The organism is Ignavibacterium sp., assembly GCA_032027145.1.
Lineage (GTDB): Bacteria > Bacteroidota > Ignavibacteria > Ignavibacteriales > Ignavibacteriaceae > IGN3.
In genome coordinates this window covers 1,210,636-1,229,999 of record JAVSMP010000001.1, presented here as the reverse complement: position 1 = coordinate 1,229,999, position 19,364 = coordinate 1,210,636, and the positions used below count along the sequence as shown (strand labels likewise).

At 34.0% G+C, this 19,364-nt stretch carries 14 protein-coding genes; 2 read left to right on the top strand and 12 right to left on the bottom strand.

Annotated features, from left to right (window positions below):
• Positions 1 to 23 precede the first annotated feature (23 nt).
• On the top strand, positions 24 to 3,878 hold the full coding sequence (locus ROY99_04990; GenBank protein MDT3695727.1) for a lamin tail domain-containing protein: 3,855 nt from the start codon (positions 24 to 26) through the stop codon (positions 3,876 to 3,878).
• A gap of 142 nt (positions 3,879 to 4,020) precedes the next feature.
• Here the strand turns inward: ROY99_04990 and ROY99_04985 are convergent, their stop codons facing one another.
• Entirely contained in the window at positions 4,021 to 5,010 is a 990-nt protein-coding gene (locus ROY99_04985) for a dihydroorotate dehydrogenase-like protein (GenBank protein ID MDT3695726.1), read from the bottom strand.
• Between the two features lie 93 nt (positions 5,011 to 5,103).
• Positions 5,104 to 8,697 (bottom strand): pyruvate:ferredoxin (flavodoxin) oxidoreductase, encoded by a 3,594-nt coding sequence (gene nifJ / locus ROY99_04980; protein ID MDT3695725.1) that lies wholly within the window; start codon positions 8,695 to 8,697, stop codon positions 5,104 to 5,106.
• Between the two features lie 308 nt (positions 8,698 to 9,005).
• Here nifJ and ROY99_04975 point away from each other — a divergent pair, with 308 nt between their 5' ends.
• The gene (locus ROY99_04975) at positions 9,006 to 9,284 is read left to right on the top strand and encodes a hypothetical protein (GenBank protein ID MDT3695724.1); all 279 of its coding nucleotides are present in this window, start codon (positions 9,006 to 9,008) and stop codon (positions 9,282 to 9,284) included.
• Between the two features lie 400 nt (positions 9,285 to 9,684).
• Here ROY99_04975 and ROY99_04970 read toward each other — a convergent pair whose 3' ends face one another.
• The 10 genes from ROY99_04970 to gdhA all read right to left on the bottom strand — a co-directional run bounded on the left by ROY99_04970 (position 9,685) and on the right by gdhA (position 18,777).
• Positions 9,685 to 9,981 carry a hypothetical protein gene (locus ROY99_04970; protein ID MDT3695723.1) on the bottom strand — a complete coding sequence of 99 codons (297 nt, stop codon included), beginning with the start codon at positions 9,979 to 9,981 and terminating at the stop codon, positions 9,685 to 9,687.
• Between the two features lie 57 nt (positions 9,982 to 10,038).
• Positions 10,039 to 11,646 (bottom strand): matrixin family metalloprotease, encoded by a 1,608-nt coding sequence (locus tag ROY99_04965; GenBank protein MDT3695722.1) that lies wholly within the window; start codon positions 11,644 to 11,646, stop codon positions 10,039 to 10,041.
• Positions 11,636 to 12,595, bottom strand: a complete 960-nt coding sequence (locus ROY99_04960; GenBank protein ID MDT3695721.1) for an IS3 family transposase — start codon at positions 12,593 to 12,595, stop codon at positions 11,636 to 11,638. The genes ROY99_04965 and ROY99_04960 overlap by 11 nt, the downstream gene beginning before the upstream one ends.
• On the bottom strand, positions 12,592 to 12,918 hold the full coding sequence (locus ROY99_04955; GenBank protein ID MDT3695720.1) for a transposase: 327 nt from the start codon (positions 12,916 to 12,918) through the stop codon (positions 12,592 to 12,594). The genes ROY99_04960 and ROY99_04955 overlap by 4 nt, the downstream gene beginning before the upstream one ends.
• A gap of 24 nt (positions 12,919 to 12,942) precedes the next feature.
• Positions 12,943 to 13,440 carry a matrixin family metalloprotease gene (locus ROY99_04950; protein MDT3695719.1) on the bottom strand — a complete coding sequence of 166 codons (498 nt, stop codon included), beginning with the start codon at positions 13,438 to 13,440 and terminating at the stop codon, positions 12,943 to 12,945.
• Positions 13,441 to 13,479: 39 nt separating this feature from the next.
• Positions 13,480 to 14,556, bottom strand: a complete 1,077-nt coding sequence (locus ROY99_04945; GenBank protein ID MDT3695718.1) for a hypothetical protein — start codon at positions 14,554 to 14,556, stop codon at positions 13,480 to 13,482.
• Positions 14,557 to 14,896: 340 nt separating this feature from the next.
• Entirely contained in the window at positions 14,897 to 15,406 is a 510-nt protein-coding gene (locus tag ROY99_04940; protein ID MDT3695717.1) for a hypothetical protein, read from the bottom strand.
• Positions 15,407 to 15,568: 162 nt separating this feature from the next.
• On the bottom strand, positions 15,569 to 16,069 hold the full coding sequence (locus ROY99_04935; GenBank protein MDT3695716.1) for a hypothetical protein: 501 nt from the start codon (positions 16,067 to 16,069) through the stop codon (positions 15,569 to 15,571).
• A gap of 73 nt (positions 16,070 to 16,142) precedes the next feature.
• Positions 16,143 to 17,171, bottom strand: coding sequence for a hypothetical protein (locus ROY99_04930; GenBank protein ID MDT3695715.1), 1,029 nt, complete (start codon positions 17,169 to 17,171; stop codon positions 16,143 to 16,145).
• A gap of 265 nt (positions 17,172 to 17,436) precedes the next feature.
• Complete coding sequence (gdhA, locus tag ROY99_04925; GenBank protein MDT3695714.1) at positions 17,437 to 18,777, bottom strand: NADP-specific glutamate dehydrogenase; 1,341 nt, start codon at positions 18,775 to 18,777, stop codon at positions 17,437 to 17,439.
• Positions 18,778 to 19,364: the final 587 nt, after the last annotated feature.

Below are 19,364 nucleotides of genomic sequence, written 5' to 3'. Positions count from 1 at the left end.
AGTCTATTTTTTTCGGGGTTAAAATGTTAAAAAAAATCAGTTTACTTATTGCCCTGTCAGCTACTATAAGTTTACCGCAAACAGATACTATGCTAATTTTTTCTGAAGTAATGTTTGCACCAACTTCGGGAAACAATGAATTTATCGAGATATATAATTTAAGCTCAACTGAAAGTGTTGACCTAAGTTTTTACAAGATTAAATACTATACATCAACAGCCGATCAGATTACAGATGCAGGATTTGGTACCATATTAGCGCCAAATTCTTTTGCGGTTATTTTTGAAAATGATTACGATATCGCCACTGGAATTTATAATGGATTGGTTCCGCCAAGTGCTTTGATTTTAAAGATATCCGATAATTCTTTTGGCTCATCCGGCATGGCTAATACAACAAACCGACCTTTATGGCTGTTAACTGTAAGCAATGATACTGTAGATTTTTATTTTTACTCTGCCAATAATCCCACTGCCATATCCGATGAAAAGATATTATTAAATCGGGATTCACTCCAAACAAATTGGACTAATTCATTAGTAATCAATGGAACTCCTGGTTTTACTAACTCAGTTACACCGGTTAATTATGATCTTAGTTTATATTCGCTGATGTTTTCACCTTCAATTCCAATCAGCGGGGATGATGTTACAATTGCTGCTAAAGTTAAAAACAACGGGGTTCTTTTGGCAGATAATTATTCCATCGAATTGTATAATGATATGAATAAGGATTCTATTCCGGAATTAAGTGAAAGAATATTCTATCAGGATTATTCTAATTTATTACCAGGCGATTCTGTAATTGTTTCTGTAATTCTTAGTTCTCTCTCTGCGGGTAATTATCAAATTATTTCAAGAGTCAGTTTTTCTAAAGATCAGAACACAGCAGATAATTTGTTAATCAAACAGTTTAATGTTTATCCCACCGGCAATATCTATAATGACATCGTTATAAATGAAATTATGTATGCTCCTTCAACAAATGAACCTGAATGGATTGAACTCTTTAATAGGACTAGTCAATCTATAAGTATAAAAAACTGGAAACTCTCTGATGCATCTTCGACAACAACAATAACCGGAACAGATATATTTATTGCACCGGAATCATTTATTGTAATAACAAAAGATTCCTCAATTTTAAATTTCTATAATGTGCCTTCACAAATTGTTAAAGCAAATATTCCATCTCTTAATAACACAGGTGATGCAGTTGTTATTAAAGATGACCGGGGGTTTATAATTGATTCAGTTTATTATCTGCCTGGTTGGGGAGGAAATACCGGTGGAAAATCTTTAGAAAGAATATCTGCGGATAGTTTAAGCAGTAATCCGGCAAATTGGGCTGCTTGTATTAATATTAGTAAAGCTACTCCGGGTGATTTTAATTCAATAACACAAAAAGCTTATGATATTAAAGTAACAGATTTAATTTTTAATCCAATATATCCTTTGCTTGGAGATAATATCACACTTTCAGCTTTTGTAAAAAATACCGGAAAAAATATTGCCATATTTTCAATTGAACTTTATGAGGATTCAGACCTTGATTCAATACCAGATTTATTCATAGAAGCAATATCCAATTTAACTTTATCAGTAAATGATTCAAGCACATATCAATTCAATTATACTGCAAACGATTTGCGATTTAGAAAAGCATTTTTTATCAAAGCTATTTATAGTCAGGATCAGGATACATCTGATAATTTTAAGTATAAAATAATTGAGCCAGGTTATCCAAATCAGTCTGTTGTTGTTAATGAAATAATGTTTGCACCTTTAGGCGGTGAACCGGAATGGATTGAACTCTTCAATAACACTGATGTAGAAATAGATTTAAAAGACTGGTCCATTTGGGATGTAATCACAACTCCGGCTAAGGCAGCAATTAAAAACAATTTGTTAATTCCGCCAAAGGGATATGTTCTGCTAACCAAAGATTCATCAGTGTTTAATTATCATAGATTTATTCCATCAGATTTGTTAAAAATTCCGCTGCCTTCTTTTAATAACGATCGTGACGGAGTAGTGATAAGAGATAACCGCGGACTTACTATTGATTCTGTTTTTTATTCAAATCAATGGGGCGGCACAAACGGATTTTCACTTGAAAGAATCTCGGTTACAAATTCTTCAAATAATCAGTTTAACTGGGCAAGCAGTTATGATATTGAGCAAAGCACACCTGGAAGAATTAATAGTATAGCACCAAAGGAATTTGATCTGTCTGTTACAGGAATTTCTTATAATCCAAGATTTCCTGCAGCCGGAGATGATATCTCGCTAACAGCTAAAATTAAAAATAATGGCAATCAAACAGTTCAAAGTTTTTATGTTGAATTTTATATTGATTCTGATTCAAACAATATTGTTGATATGCTTTTATCTTCAGTTAATCAGCAAAACCTTTTATCCGGTGATTCAATAACAGTTGCTTCAACAGTTAAGATTACTAATCTGCAAAAAAAGATTTTAACGGCAGTCAGAGTAGTATATCAACAGGATGAGGATACTTTAAACAATTATTATGAAAAATCTATTGAGCCTGGTTATGCACAGGATATAGTAAAAATAAACGAGATAATGTACAATCCAGCCGATGGAAAACCTGAATGGGTTGAACTGATAAACATTAGCGGTGATTCAGTAAATTTAAAAGACTGGATGATAAGTGACGTGCTAACTACTCCAGTTAAAAGTTTTATCACCAATGAAAATCTTTTTGTTGCCTCCGATGAACTTTTCGTGATTGCTAAAGATACTTCTTTTAACAGTGCATATCCTGATGTTGCTGTAAAAGTATTTTATTCAAACTTCGGCAGTCTTGGTAATACTACAGACGGAGTTGTTGTTTACGATTTCAGAAATGGTATAATTGACAGCCTTTTTTACCGCTCAAGCTGGGGTAATGTTAAAGGATATTCACTTGAAAGAATTTCTCTTAATGGTCTGACAAATGATAGTTTAAATTGGGCAACTTCATTAGATATAAATAAAAGCACACCGGGAAAACAAAATTCATTCATCTACATTCCTGCATATAAAAGAAACGATTTGATCATTAACGAAATAATGTATGACCCTGAAAATTTTAACAGCGAGTTTATAGAGTTTTATAATATAGGTTATGATAGCATTAACATTGGAGGATGGAAAATTGAAGATGAAAACGGAAATTTTTTCAAACTTTCTCAAACAAGTTTTTTAATTCCTCCTAAAGAATATTTTCTTTTAATTGCTGATTCAACAACTGTGGAGTTTTATAATTTAATTGGAACAGAAAACAAAAACATACTAAATCAATCAAGTCTTGGATTAGTTAATACCGGAGAGCTGATACTATTAAAAGATGTTAGAAATAATGTTATTGATTCTGTTTTTTATAATCCCAAATGGCATAATCAAAATATAGCTTCAACAAAAAACAAATCATTAGAAAGAATAAGCCCATCACTTAATGCCAACGATCCGCTTAACTGGAGTACCAGTGTTGCTCTGCTTGGCGGTACACCAGGATTGCAAAACAGTATATTTGCTGAAAACCTTAATCAATCAGCGACTATATCCCTGAACCCAAATCCTTTTTCGCCTGATAATGACGGATTTGAGGATTTCACAATCATAAACTACAATTTAACACAAGCAATCTCACAGGTAAGAATAAAAATATTTGACAGCAAAGGAAGATTAGTCAGAACTCTTTTAAACAATCAGGCAAGCGGTTCAAGCGGCTCTGTAATTTTTGATGGACTGGATGATGATAAAAGAGCATTAAGAATAGGAATTTATATTGTATTTCTGGAGGCTCTTAATGACAACTCAGGAATTGTGGAAACTTTAAAAACAGTTGTTGTTGTTGCTCGTAAATTGTAAACATAAAGCCATAAATAAAAAATCCACTGCCGGTTAATTCACATTCTGCTTCGGTTTCGATCAGGATTCTCCTCTGAGCATCATCCGGCAATGGATACAATACAATATCACACTTGTTTTATCAAAGCGTGATAAATAATTTTTATTTATAAGAATGAAGAACTTTCATATAATTTGCCCTTTCAAATTTTGCAGGATCATCAACCTTCATATAACTCATACTTCCGCGCATTTGATCAATTGATTCGTATTCTTTCTCTTTCATCCAGGTTTTTAGATTAGTGGTTACATCTGCAACATGTCCTATTCCAAATTTTAACAGCGAAGAAAGCATCATAGTAACCTTTGCACCCGCCATAATCATTTTGAGTATATCCTGTGCAGAGTAAATCCCGCTTGTTGCAGCAAGATCTGCATTAATACGTCCATATAACATAGCAATCCATCTTAATGGAAGTCTCATTGCCATTGGAGTACTTAATATTACATTTGGAACAACATCAAGTGTCTCGAGATCAATATCAGGTTGATAAAAGCGATTAAATAAAACCAATCCATCTGCACCTGCATTACATAACTGCGAAGCCATATAACTTGTTGAACTGAAGAACGGATGCATTTTAACTGCAACAGGAATCTTTACTGTTGATTTGACGGCTTTAACGATATCTATATATGTTTTTTCAATTTCTGCGCTGAACTTTCTGGGATCGGTTGGAAGCAAATAAATATTCAGTTCAAGTGCATCGGCTCCTGCCTGCTCTATCTTCTTTGCGTAATCAGTCCATCCGCCAATAGATTTGCCATTTAAACTTGCAATGATTGGAATGTTAACCGCTTCTTTTGCCTTTCGGATGTGATTGAGATATTCTTCCGGACCAAGTTTAAACTCAAACGGCTCTGGAAAGTAAGATGTGGCTTCAGCAAAACTTTCTGAATGTGCTGTTGTATGATAAACTAATTCGAGCTGCTCATGTTCAATCTGTTCTTCAAAAATTGAGTATAGAACAACTGCACCCGCACCTGCATCTTCCATTTCACGTATATTAGAAACTTTTTCAGATAACGGACCTGCTGAACAAACGATGGGCGATTTTAATTTTAATCCTAAATATGTTGTTGATATATCCATTGTTTTTACCTTAATAATTTCTTCTTTATTATTTGGAAATAAGTGGAGTTAAAGCAACTTAATTCTCTAACTCCTTCTTAATATATAATCAGCCTATGCACCTGCTTCTGTTTTTTGCGGATCGTAAGCTGCTAATCTTTCATATTCTTTCCATCTTCTTATAACATCATCCTGAGCTTCTTTTATCAGTTGTTCTGCAAGCTGTGGATGAGACTTTGTAAGCATCTTGTATCTTGTTTCCATATAAGCATAATCTTTAAGATTAATCTTCAGACCTTTTGAGTCCATTTTAAAAGGATTCTTTCCCTCAGCTTCAAGTTCAGGATTATATCTGAATAGGGGCCAGTAGCCGGAATCAACAGCAGCTTTTTGATTTTGCATTGCAGTGCCCATATTGATTCCGTGAGCTATACAATGGCTGTAAGCAATTATCAATGACGGACCATCGTAAGCTTCTGCTTCAAGAAATGCTCTTAATGTATGCTGATCATTTGCACCCATTGCAACTTTAGCAACATAAACATTTCCGTAAGTCATAGCCATCAAACCAAGGTCTTTTTTTGCAACAGGTTTACCAGCAGCGGCAAATTTAGCAACTGCAGCTCTTGGTGTGGATTTAGAACACTGACCGCCGGTATTTGAATAAACTTCTGTATCAAGAACAAGAATGTTTACATTTTTTCCCGAAGCTAACACGTGATCTAATCCGCCATAACCAATATCATACGCCCAGCCATCACCACCCATAATCCAAACAGATTTTTTTACAAGATAATCTGCCAGACTTAATAAATGCTTGACTTCGCTGGTTTTACCATTAGACTTTGCATTCAGCATATCTTCTAATTTTTTCTTTAAAGCCGTTACTCTTTCTCTTTGTTCATAAATATCAGCTTCATCCTTTTGCGGTGAGTTAATCAGGGCATCAACAAGATCATTACCTATTTCTGCAGATAGTGATTTAAGAAGTTCTTTTGCCTGCATATTGTGTTTATCAACAGCCAATCTGAATCCATAACCGAACTCTGCATTATCTTCAAATAATGAATTAGACCAGGCAGGACCGCGTCCATCTTTATTTGCTGCCCAAGGTGTTGTTGGCAAATTACCGCCATAAATAGATGAACATCCTGTGGCGTTTGCAACCATTGTTCTATCACCAAATAACTGACTTACTAACTTTACATACGGAGTTTCACCGCAGCCGGCACAAGCACCTGAAAATTCGAACAGCGGTTCTAAGAATTGTGAATCTTTAACTTTAGAAACTGCAATTTTTCTTCTGTCAAGTTCAGGAATATTTAAGAAGAAATCCCAATTCAATCTTTCCTGCTCGCGTATAGGAAGCTGCTCAGACATATTGATTGCTTTTAACTTAGTTTCCTTTTTATTCTTAACAGGGCAAACATCAACACAAAGCTCACAACCAGTACAATCCTCTACTGCTACCTGTAACGAGTAGAGCATATTGTCGCCGTAATCTTTAGACTTAAAACTGATGTGCTTAAATGTTTCAGGTGCTCCTTTAAGATCTTTTTCTTCATAAACTTTAGCACGTATAGCAGCATGCGGACAAACGATAACGCATTTATTACATTGAATACATATTTCCTTATCCCAGACAGGTACTTCAAGGGCAATGTTTCTCTTTTCCCATTTTGTTGTTGATAGCGGAAAGGTTCCGTCAATCGGCATTTTGCTAACCGGTAATTGATCACCTTCGCCTGCAATAATTCTTGCTGTAACTTCTTTAACAAAATCAGGTGCATTGCCGGAAACAGGCGGCTGCATCTTTATTTTGCTGGTGATTTTATTTGGAACTTGAACTTCGAACAGATTAGCAAGTGTTTTATCAACAGCATCAAAATTCATTTGAACGATCTTATCGCCTTTAGCACCGTAAGTTTTCTTAATTGAATCTTTTATCAGATCAATTGCTTTTTCCTGAGGAAAGATGTTTGATATTGCAAAGAAACAGGTCTGCATAATTGTATTAACTCTTCCGCCCATTCCGGTTTCTTCGGCAACTTTGTAAGCATCAATAATCCAGAATTTCATTTTCTTTTCAATAAGATCCCTTTGAACTTTTTCAGGTAATGAATCCCAAACATTTTCCTTATCAATCTTTGTATTTAATAAAAATGTAGAGCCTTCACTTGCTTCTTTGAGCATATCCCATTGTTCTAAAAATACCTGCTGATGACAAGCAAGAAAATGTGCTTTGTTAATCAGGTAGGTTGATTTTATTTCTTTCGGTCCGAATCTTAAATGAGATACAGTGGTTGAACCTGATTTCTTTGAATCATAAACAAAATAACCCTGTGCAAAATAATCAGTTCCTTCACCGATAATCTTAATTGAATTTTTATTTGCACCAACTGTACCATCTGCACCAAGTCCATAAAATTTACCGCGGAAAGTCTCTTCAGATTCAACAGAAAATTTTGGATCAAAATCCAAACTACTGTTAGTAACATCTTCTATAATTCCGACTGTAAAATGTGTTTTAGGTTTTTCTTTGGATAAATTATCAAGCACAGCTTTAACCATTGCAGGAGTAAATTCTTTGGAAGATAATCCATATCTTCCGCCTACAATTTTGGGATATGCAAACTGCAATTCGCCAGCCATATATTTTTCTGATATTGAATTTACAATATCAAGGTAAAGCGGTTCACCGCTTGAACCAGGTTCTTTTGTTCTATCCAGAACAGCAATTGATTTTACAGTTTTGGGCAGTGCATTAATAAAGTGATCAACAGAAAATGGTCTGTATAATCTTACTTTAATTAAACCAACCTTTTCTCCTTTTGCAGCTAAGAATTCTACAGTTTCTTCAGCAGCCTGACTTCCGGAGCCCATCATTACAATAATCTTTTCTGCATCTGGTGCACCGACATAATCGAATAAGTGATATTGACGACCTGTTAGCTTGGCGAATTTATCCATCTGTTTTTGAACAATTGCCGGACAGGCGATATAGAACGGATTTACAGTTTCTCTGCCCTGAAAATAAACATCAGGGTTTTGAGCTGTACCTCTCATAACCGGATTATCAGGAGTTAATGCTCGTTTGCGATGTGCAAAGATAAGGTCTTCATCAAGCATAGCCTGCATATCTGCTTTTGTCAACTCTTCAATTTTCATTACTTCGTGCGAAGTTCTGAATCCGTCAAAGAAGTGAATAAAAGGAACACGAGCCTCTAAAGTTGCAGCTTGCGAAATCAAAGCAAAATCCATTACTTCCTGAACAGAATTGGATGACAACAACGCAAATCCTGTTGAACGTGTTGCCATAACATCAGAGTGATCGCCAAAAATTGAAAGTGCTGCGGCAGCTACTGATCTAGCGGAAACATGAAATACTGTTGAAGTTAACTCACCGGCTATTTTGAACATATTCGGAATCATTAACAACAACCCTTGTGATGCTGTAAATGTTGTAGTTAAGGCACCAGTTTGTAATGCGCCATGTACACTTCCAGATGCACCGCCTTCACTTTGTAATTCGCTTACAGAAGGAACGATTCCCCATATATTTTTCTTATTAACTGCTGACCAAGCATCGCACCACTCACCCATATTTGATGAAGGCGTAATTGGATAAATAGCAATTACTTCGTTTGTATTATATGCAACATATGCAGCTGCTTCATTGCCATCAATCGTTATTTTTTTTCTTTCCATTTTTAATCCGTTAAGTTTTGATTGAATTCCATAGTTTTAAGTTATAAGATTTACCCAATAATAATACCAAGCAAATAAGCTTAAAAACGAATTAATGAAGCTAAAATCAACAGGAATTTTTAAATCTGAAGAATAAAAGTGAAAAGCTTTTCCCAATTTTAAGAATAATATTTTATGATAGTTAACTATTGAAAATTATGAAGGTTCGGTAATTTTTATTTTTCTTTTGTTGTCACTAAAACTTATTAAGTCTAATTTTGCAAAGGGATATATTACTTTCAAATAATAACATAACATTAGGAGGTAAGATGGATTCTTTAAATACTGGCTTTAACAGTAATTATAAACCAATGACAATTGGAGATTGGTTAATTACTTTTATCATTCAGGCAATTCCGCTTGTTGGAATTATTATGATGTTTGTCTGGGCATTTAGTGATAGTACTCATCCAAGTAAAAAAACGTGGGCACAGGCAGCACTTATTATGATGCTTATTGTAATTGTTTTAATGATAATTTTCTTTGCTGCATTATGGACAATGCTCAGTTCTTTATTTAGCGGCGGTTATAATATTCAGAGTGTTTAAGAATTCTTTTTAACCTTCGGGATTATGATCTAAAATCTCGAAGGTTTTTGATAAGACCTGTTTTATGTATGTGATATTAAAGTCATTTTAATATCTGTTTATAAATTACTCCACAATTTTCCATAGCGTATAAATAAATGCATTAACCTCTGTACCAAAATCATCTAAAGTCAAAAATTGTTTCAATAAAAAAAGCGATCCCAAGACCGCCTCAAAAATGTTAAATGTTCAGTGCTCAATCTTAAATTTAGAAATTAAATTTTGAGCATTGTAAGTTGTTAATTGAACATTACTCGATAAGTATCATCTTCTTTGAGCTATTAAAATCACCAGACTGGATTTTATATATGTACACTCCGTTTGCTAGCGAACTTGCATTGAAGATAACTTCATATCTTCCTTATGATTTTTCTTCATTTATAAGAGTTGTGATTTCATTACCGAGTATATCATATACTTTGACTGAAACAAAACCATCTTTGGGTATCTGGAATTTTATGGTTGTGCTTGGATTAAATGGATTAGGGTAATTCTGATCAAGAGAATATTCCTTAACTGTTTCTGTCCCGGATAAGTTTAACTCAATAGGATTATTTTTTAAAAGTACGCTTTCATCGGATTTAATTACAGCTGCAGCATATTGTGGTTTGAGATTATTATTTACTTTTAATCTTATAGCTAACGATGAAGTAGGCAAACCGGTTATATTAAAACTAAAAGTTGCTGTTTTTAATTTTTCAACATTATTGCCATACTAGGCAAACGAAGAACTCCAGTTTGTGGTTCTGCTTCTTGATAAAGCTTTTCTGTAAGTGGAGCCATAATAAGGCGTACCTATCCAAACAAGCTGTACATCATTTGAATTTGAAACATTTATCGAAGGATAATAATTAACAGGAAAACCGCAGCCCTGTGAAACCTGATCTACTGCAAAAACCAGGAAAGAACCTTTGCTTTGCTCGGTTAAGTTGCAATATCTGATAGTGCTGTAATTGCTCTGCCACGCTAAGTGAAATGTTGCTGTGCCTGGTGTTGTTTTGTAAGCTGCAATAGTTGGATTTATATTATCACTGTTATTATTATCTACTCCGATAATATTATTCCAGATTATCTGGTTTGTACTAAAAGATAGCACGCCGGTTAAAACCCAAACGCCATAATCTTCCCAGGCAACAGCAATATTATCATTGCTGGCATAACCTACAACCGGCTTATAATTTACTTCAGAGTATGTACTAAGATAACTTTGTTCTACCGTTGTGGTAAATTCTAATTCACCTAATTTAAAACAAGCAGCTTTAATAGCTGCAAACTCATTATAATCTTCTGCCCAGGTTTGATAAACTATAATAAGTCTTTGATAGCCATAATAAAAATCTATAGAAGGAGATTTGGATGGATTTTTATCAATTGGTTTACCGCCATTCATTATATGCCAGGTTGCGCCGTTGTCTGTGCTTCTTTCATACCAAACATAACCCATACTCTCATAAACAAGATGTAGGTATCCATCCTCAGATCGAATTACTTTACGCTGACCGCTGTTAACAAATGAACCAGTGTTTGAATGATGAGGGTATTTGTAGAGTGCTGTATAAGTTTGGTTGTCGGTTGGTGTAATTACTCTTGGATTATCTTTTGTAAAATCATCTGTCCAGTAGGAAAAGTTGTAATTTATACTACTTCCACTTGGTTGATATGGTGAAGGTGCCATTATTGAACCATTTTCATATTGATATATTTGGCTTATAGTTATTCCAGTAGGGATTGTTCCATTAAACTCTGTTATTGCATTTAATCCTATATTGGTTTTATATCGATATCTGGCTTTATACGTCCCTGTATTTACTGAAGTATTAAGAACCTGATTGTATCCCAAAACAGTAACATCATTTAAAATCCATCCTCCATTATTTTGTTGGAAAGGATTAAACTTTCTATCTAAATTCTGAAAAGTTTGTTCTTTAGCTTCAAATCGCCTTTGTGAATTTTTATTAAAACCAAAAGATTTTTCATTATTTGGTAAACCATCCGTATTAAAATCTTTATAAACCCCTGGATTTACTTCAGCATTTATTATACCCCCATTCGCTAATGAACCACCTGGATTTTTAAATTCATTTTTTACCTTTACCACATCATATATTTGTCTAATGCCAGTAATATCATAAGAATGTAAATTTCTTTTACTGCTTCCATATTCATAATGCATAACAGTACTGGTATTATTTGAATGACATAAACCCAAAACATGTCCCATCTCATGTAGAGCAACATAGTATAAATCTACAGCGTTTGAAGTGTATTGGTTCAGCGGAAAATGGAATTTGGTGTTAACTAAATAAGGTAGATTAGCTTGCATATCTAACCTCAATTCTTTTCAGTTTAGCTTCTTTAAGTTTTCGTTCTCTTACTTTCAGCTTTTCTTCAACTCTGTCAATAAGAAAATCTTCAGGTGTTAAATAAAACAACGAACTGTGAAGTCTTTTAGTATTGTAGTAATCAATATAAGATGAAATCTGTTTGCGTGCATCATCAAGATTGATTAAAGAGGTTTTCATTAAGCAGTCCTGATGAATAGTTCTATGGTATCGTTCGATCTTGCCATTACTCTGAGGATAAGCAACAGAGGTTCTTATATGCTGAAGTCCTAGAAGCTTCAGATATTCAGCAAAGTCTTTGGAAATAAACTGAGGACCATTATCTGAAATGATTCTTGGCTTTGTGCCGGGGTACTTCTCTAAAGCTCTCTGCAAGGTTAACTGAACATCAAACTGTTGCATACTTCGTCTTAGTTCGTGATGAACTATATATCGTGAGTAACCATCAATAACAGAAATAAGAAACAGAAAAGTTCCGTGATAGTTAACATACTTAATATCGGTATGCCAGTGCTGGTGAGGAGCTGTTGGCTGATCAAAGCCACCTCCTTTAGAAGATCTTTTAACTTTATTCCACCTGTTAAGTAAGCCGGCAGCTTTAAGTATTCTGTAAGTAGTAGCAGGCGAAACAGCAACAACATTATCATCAATCATCTTGTAAGTAAGGCGTCTGTAACCTTCTACGGGATGAACTTTAGCATAGACAATAATGGCTTTCTTCTCCCAGTCCAGGCACCAATGTTCCTTGGAAGTCTTTCCGTTATGGTTATTTTTTACTCCTTTCCTCTCAATCCAGGAATAATATTTACTGGAACTAATGCCTAAAAGAGGAGTGATGCCTTTAAGCGGAATATCAGTCTTGAGTCTTATGAAGTTTACAAACTCCACAACATTATCTCTTACGTCAGGTTCAACCCACTTTCTGTTCATATCTCCCCATCTATACTTTTTTTTATTTCGATGTTTTCTTTAAGCAGAAAGGCTATCGCCTCCTCACGATCTCTTAATTTAGACTGAAGCTTTTCAATCTTTTTCTGTTCCAGGGAGGTTTGTTTCTGATTAACTGATTTACTCTGAAAAATATCTTTAGCATATTCAAAGAGTTTTTTCTTCCAGTTATAGATGTCGTTAGGGTGAACCTGGTACTTTTCAGCAAGCTGGCTGATGGGAAGATTGTTTTCAAGAAGTTCTCTAAGGATAAGAACTTTCTGATCCGGGGAGTAATGTTTTCTTTCTCTTTTTGTTTCGGACATTAGAATTTCCTTTCTATTTTTACATTACACAAAATTATAAAATTCCATTTCCTTCTGAAGCGTTACAGAAGGATTCATTTCCAAAGAAAATCTCATCCCATCATTTAGCGCTAACAATCCTCTACAGTCATTTTCAGGTTGAAAAGCTAGGGCATATGCACTTGTTTCATGTCCCATTAATTCGGAAAAATCCGAATAAGCCAAATAAACAATTTTAATATCCGCTTCATTCTGGCTTAATACTTCTACAAAATCAAATGGAACAGCTTCCGCCCATTTATCAAATGCAGCCTCAAAAGCTTGTTTTTCCAAATCACTCTCAATATCATTAGTTCCATTTACGTAAAAATATTTTAATTCTGACTTATACCATTTATGATTGCTAATCTGATAATTCCCTTCCGGAAGGCCGCAAGGATTATTATCATTTCCTTGTCCATCATTACAATAACCATATTGTGAATATCCAACTGACGAAAGTAGCACAATAATGATTAGCAGAATTTGTATAGAATATTTCATGGCTATTTCTCCTGTTTTGTTTTAAACGTTTAGTTTAAATTATTTACCGTGATACACTACACTATTTTCAGTATCCCCAATAAAAATTTCATTACCATCTCCCCAAATACCCCAAAAAACATTTTCTGATTGTTGATTATTTCCCAAATAAATATCTATTTCCTTCCAATTCGTTCCGTTGAAGTGATAGGGATATATATAATTTCCTACCAACCAAATATTTTTATTAGATAACCATAAAGAATTTGCGAATCCTACTGATGATGTACTGACAATGGTACTCCATGAATTATAAAGAATAGTAGCTTCGCTTACATCTGCTTCATAAATCCCATAGTCGTCCGCAGTGATGACTTTCTTTTCCATAAATGTTAAAGCAAGATGTCCAAATTTTCCTTGTCCAAATAGAGACGTATTATCAACTATTGTGAATTTATTTCCATTTAATTTCATTAGAAATAAAGAGTCTATACCTATAGGATATGCTATTAAGTAAACATTGGCACCAATTCCCTCTATGGACTGAATAATATAATTTTCACCAATAAAATATTTTTTCCAGATTCCATCTTTATATTCACTTACAAAATCAGATGACGATATCCAAAAATGATCTTTTCTAAGTGCGTAAATATCTCTAAAGCCAATTGGCATTTGGTCCTTAGGTCCAATTACTTCTTTCCATTGATTTCCATCATAATGCATTATAAAGGGTTCAACTCTTTCAGGATTGCTAAATAATCTTCCTCCAAAAGCCCATACATCATTTTGCGCCGTTCCCCAAACCCCTCCAACACTTTTAGAACCATTACCAAATTCAGTTATAGGAGTATTCCATACCGCACGGTTCCATTTTTCACCATCATAATGCCAAAGACAATTTCTTACATCTTCTGAAAATCCTGCACCCCAAACATCTGTTGGAGAACTACCCCAGATTGAATATAATTCTATTCTTCCAGGTAGAGTATCATAATCAACACTGTCTACTGACCAAACATAATCACGTCTTCCGGGTTTAAGCTCCTCGGTTGGTTCGGTGGTATTGCAGCTAATAGTTAAAACAAACAAAGCAATTAAAAACAAACTTAGAAACAAATAATTTATTTTAAGCATCCCTTTGTTCCTCCTATGCTTTCTTATAACAATTATTGTACTTATATAATAGAAAAAAAAATTAGAAAACAAATCCAAAACACAATAAATAAATTAACTTACAATTAGTGTCGGGTAAAAGGGAATTAAGCTGCTCGATCATTTCGGGAGTTAGTTCCATTGTGTAAATCTCCTTTTGGATAATAGTTAAAAGTAATTAGTTTTTAAAATTTGAAAACCCTTAACAGATTTTCGCCAAGTTAACTGCTGTTCCGCGGAGTTTATCCCGATGAAAATCGGGGCTTCACAGCACTTAACTAATTTCTTACTTTAACCGTTTACACAGAATTATTTACACTCCCTAATTACTAAGATCAAATATATTACCCTGAGATAAACCAGTGCTTGCTGTATAATTATTATAAACTGTCGGGTTATTCATCCATTCTTCATATGTATCTAAATCTGGCCAATGTCTATCCCCATGTACATGAGCAGGTACTGTCATATCAATAAATCCTTTATAGTAGATACTGCCATTTTTATACCATTCAAATAAATTTGTAGGAGCATCATAGCATTCGATGATAGAAGCACCAGGATATGGGACACGCAATTCATACCCACCGTAAATATACTTTAGTGCTTTTTGATATGCATTTTCATAAGTTGCCCCTAGTACAACAAAGTGCCAGTTCTCACCACCATCAGGTTCATAAAAGTGTGTATTTGTCACAGCAAAGCCACCTGGTTGTCCATAATTCCAGTATACTGCATCCTCTTCATCTTCCCTGTAAGCACCAATTACCAATAAATTGCCGGGATCAAAAACAATTGTTCCCTGTTCATTAAAACCCACATGATCTTGCAATATTGGAATGTCGCCACCATAAATAGTTTTTAAAACCTCATATGCTTGTCTAACCATATGTTGATGCACACCCTGTCCATGTGCGAATAAATTTGAAAAAATAGTAAGATTAAAAAATATTAGTAATAACAAGAACTTTTTCATGAATTTCTCTTTGATTTTTCATTCAAATTTAATTATTACTTCATTACCAAGAACCCATATAATAGCTGTTGTAATTACAGCCCCAGCAATTCCAACTATTGGAACGTATAATAGTGCCGGAACCTCCTGTTTTTTACCAAATAAACTTTCAGAAAATTGTCCTAAAAACAAACCTAGTCCTACACCAGCGATTGCACCCGCTGTAGCATTCTTTAATAGACCATAGGAGTGACTTTTAAATGCCAAGTAATTTATAGATTGGGTTAAAATTATTTTTTCATTTCCAGTATTTATGTTAAAGAAAGATGAAGTGCTGTCGGAAATAATAAAATTGGTCCCAAAATAGAAGCTACTATCATCGGTGACTATATTAACCTCTTGCTGATAACATAATTCATTTACTCTGTCATAAAAAGTTAAAGGGGCATCAAAATCGTATCTACTAACGTTATAAGTACAACCAGATAATTGAATAAAAACAATTAAATATAAAACGTATTCTATTTTCTTTTTAACCATAGTACAACCTTCTTTTAACAATATTATATAATTTTTTCGACACTAAATTCTTCTCACATAAAAGTTTTCATGCTTATTTAAGTTTACCCCTAAACACCAAATTTAATGAGTTATTAAAATCATAAGCTAAAAAGAATATTTCATTATCAAATATCACTTCACCACTTAATGAAATATTATTACCAAAATGGTACAAATATTGGATATCACTACCATTATAGTGTGCAATTCCATCTATCTTTGCAAGAAAAATATCTTTAATATTTCTACCTGATATTGATGCTTCCGCAGGTAGTTTAAACAATAAGTCTAATTTTTTATTATTATATTCAAAAATATTATAGCCTTCACGTATATATATTTTACCGTTAATACAGGCTAGTTCAGCTAATTCTTGTGTAGTAGTGATTCCCTGATATATTTTGTTAAGATTTAATCCATCAAATTCGTATATATAAGATGTATCTTCTGCGAATTGTTCGAAACGATAAGCAAGAATGAAATAATTATTATTTGATTTAATACCGCGTTGTATTTTAATAAATGAATTCTTAATTATAGGTATATCTAAATTTTCCCAGGTAACGCCATCATACAAAGCAATAATCCCTTTATATGTTACACCATCTTCAGCATAGCCTACTGCATATACATTATTGATAGCATCGCCCCAGATATTTTCAAACCCATAAAAGTTGTATCCAGTAATGTTCATTGTAAAAATCTTGCTCAAATTAAATCCATTAAAATGCCAAATCTCACCGCCTCTTCCACCTATCCAAACATTATCAGGTGCAAAACCAAAAATTGAAGTAGGGGCTAGTGGTCTTGATATTCCATCCGTCTTCCATTTTTTGCCATCAAAATGATATATGGTTTTATCTTTGTCACCACCGGGTCCAATTGCCCATACGTCGTCTGGTGAACTTCCCCAAATTCTCTGCAATGTCGTGAACGGAATGTCCAAGGTATCCACCTTCCATGTATAATCCCTTCTTCCGGGTTTAATGTTATCGGTTGGTTCGGTGGTATTGCAGCTAATAGTTAAAACAAACAAAGCAATTAAAAACAAACTTAGAAACAAATAATTTATTTTAAGCATCCCTTTGTTCCTCCTATGCTTTCTTATAACAATTATTGTACTTATATGATAGAAAAAAAAATTAGAAAAAAAATCCAAAACACAATAAACAATTTAACTTACAATTAGTGTCAGGTAAAAGGTAATTAAGCTGACAATAAAAATTTACTTGTTGAAAAAATTTAAGAGATAGAAATGACGTAGAAAAATATTGGTGTAGAAATAAAAAAAGGCGACTCTTTCGAATCGCCTTAATTGTTAATTTTTAATTATCAATTGTTAATTACTATACAACTCCCTGATCCAGCATAGCATTTGCAACTTTAAGGAAACCAGCGATATTTGCACCGTTAACATAGCTTCCGGGAGTTCCATATTTTTCCGCTGTATTAATACAAGTATCATGGATACGTACCATAATTTCGTGTAAGCGTTTATCAACTTCTTCGCTGCTCCATGGTAATCTCATAGAGTTTTGAGTCATTTCCAATCCAGATGTTGCAACACCACCGGCATTAGAAGCTTTACCTGGTGAATAAAGAATTTTTGCATCTGTAAACACTTTAAATCCTTCGATAGTTGTAGGCATATTTGCACCCTCGCAAACACACATACATCCATTCTTTACAAGGTCTTTTGCATTTTCTTCGTTCAATTCATTTTGTGTTGCACATGGTAAAGCAACATCACATTTAACTTCCCAGGGTCTCTTACCAGGGACAAATTTTACTTTAAATTCTTTTGCGTAATCTTCAACAATATCTTTGTTGCTTGAGCGCAGTTTTAACATATAATCAATCTTTTCACCCTTAACTCCATCAGGATCATAAATATAACCATCGGGACCTGAAAGTGTAACAACTTTACCTCCAAGCTCTGTAACTTTTCTTACAGCTCCCCAGGCAACATTACCAAATCCAGATACTACTACGGTTTTACCATCAAAAGTTTGTTTCTTGGTTTTTAACATTTCCTGAGCAAAGTAAACCACGCCAAATCCGGTTGCTTCTGGTCTTACAAGTGATCCGCCCCAATTAATTCCTTTACCGGTTAGTACACCGGTAAACTCGTTTTTAATTCTTTTATATTGTCCAAACATATATCCAATCTCGCGTGCACCAACACCAATATCACCGGCAGGAACGTCAGTATCAGGACCAATATGTCTGAACAACTCGTTCATAAAACTCTGACAGAATCTCATTATTTCATTATCTGATCTTCCCTTTGGATTAAAATCTGAACCGCCTTTACCGCCGCCCATTGGAAGTGTTGTTAGTGAGTTTTTAAATACTTGTTCGAATGCCAAGAATTTTAAAATACCGAGCGTTACTGAGGGGTGAAATCTAATCCCGCCTTTGTAGGGTCCGATTGCCGAATTCATTTCGATCCTATAACCACGGTTAACGTGAACTTCTCCCTGATCATCTACCCAAGGAACACGGAAAATAATTGTTCTTTCAGGTTCAACCATTCGCTCTAATATTTTCATTGAACGGTATTCGGGATGACGTTGTAATACCAACTCGAGTGATCCCATTATTTCTTCAACTGCCTGATGAAATTCTGGTTCGGCAGGATTTTTAGCTTTTACTTCTGCTAATAGTTTATTTGTGTAATCTGACATAAAGACCTCTGTTTATTTTTTGTTCATCAAAGATGAATTAATTTTTTAAGAATATTTTTAATTAAATAACAGTAAAGACAAGATTATTTTCAGACTTTATAGAACTTTTTCCCCCGACATTTTTTTCTGTTGCATTTAGCATTTAGTGATAAAATCAATACTTTTTGTGTGGCAAAATTAGGAAGAAAAACAGTAATTCCCTAAATAATTGGGGTATATGTTTTTTTTGCTGCAAAAATATTAACTGCTTTATGTCCTTATCTTAAAAAAGCAGGAGTCAGAAAGGATTCTACAGGGTGCCAACCTTAACCGCTTTTTCTTTAAGGAGCGGTGGTGCAAACGCTGCTCCAAGTTTTTATAGCATTAACCTCTTTGATTTAATTTAATTTATTTTACCTCTTAAAACATAAAACTTAAAATTTTCAAATTCGTAGTAAAGAATGAATGCCTCCTTTTTCAAAAAGTATGCAATTCATAATGTAAAATGTTTTATTAATGGGATATAGTATTTGAATATTATCTCCATTATAATGACCCAATCCACCATAAACTTCAAAAAATAAATCTTTAATACTTCTACCCCATAA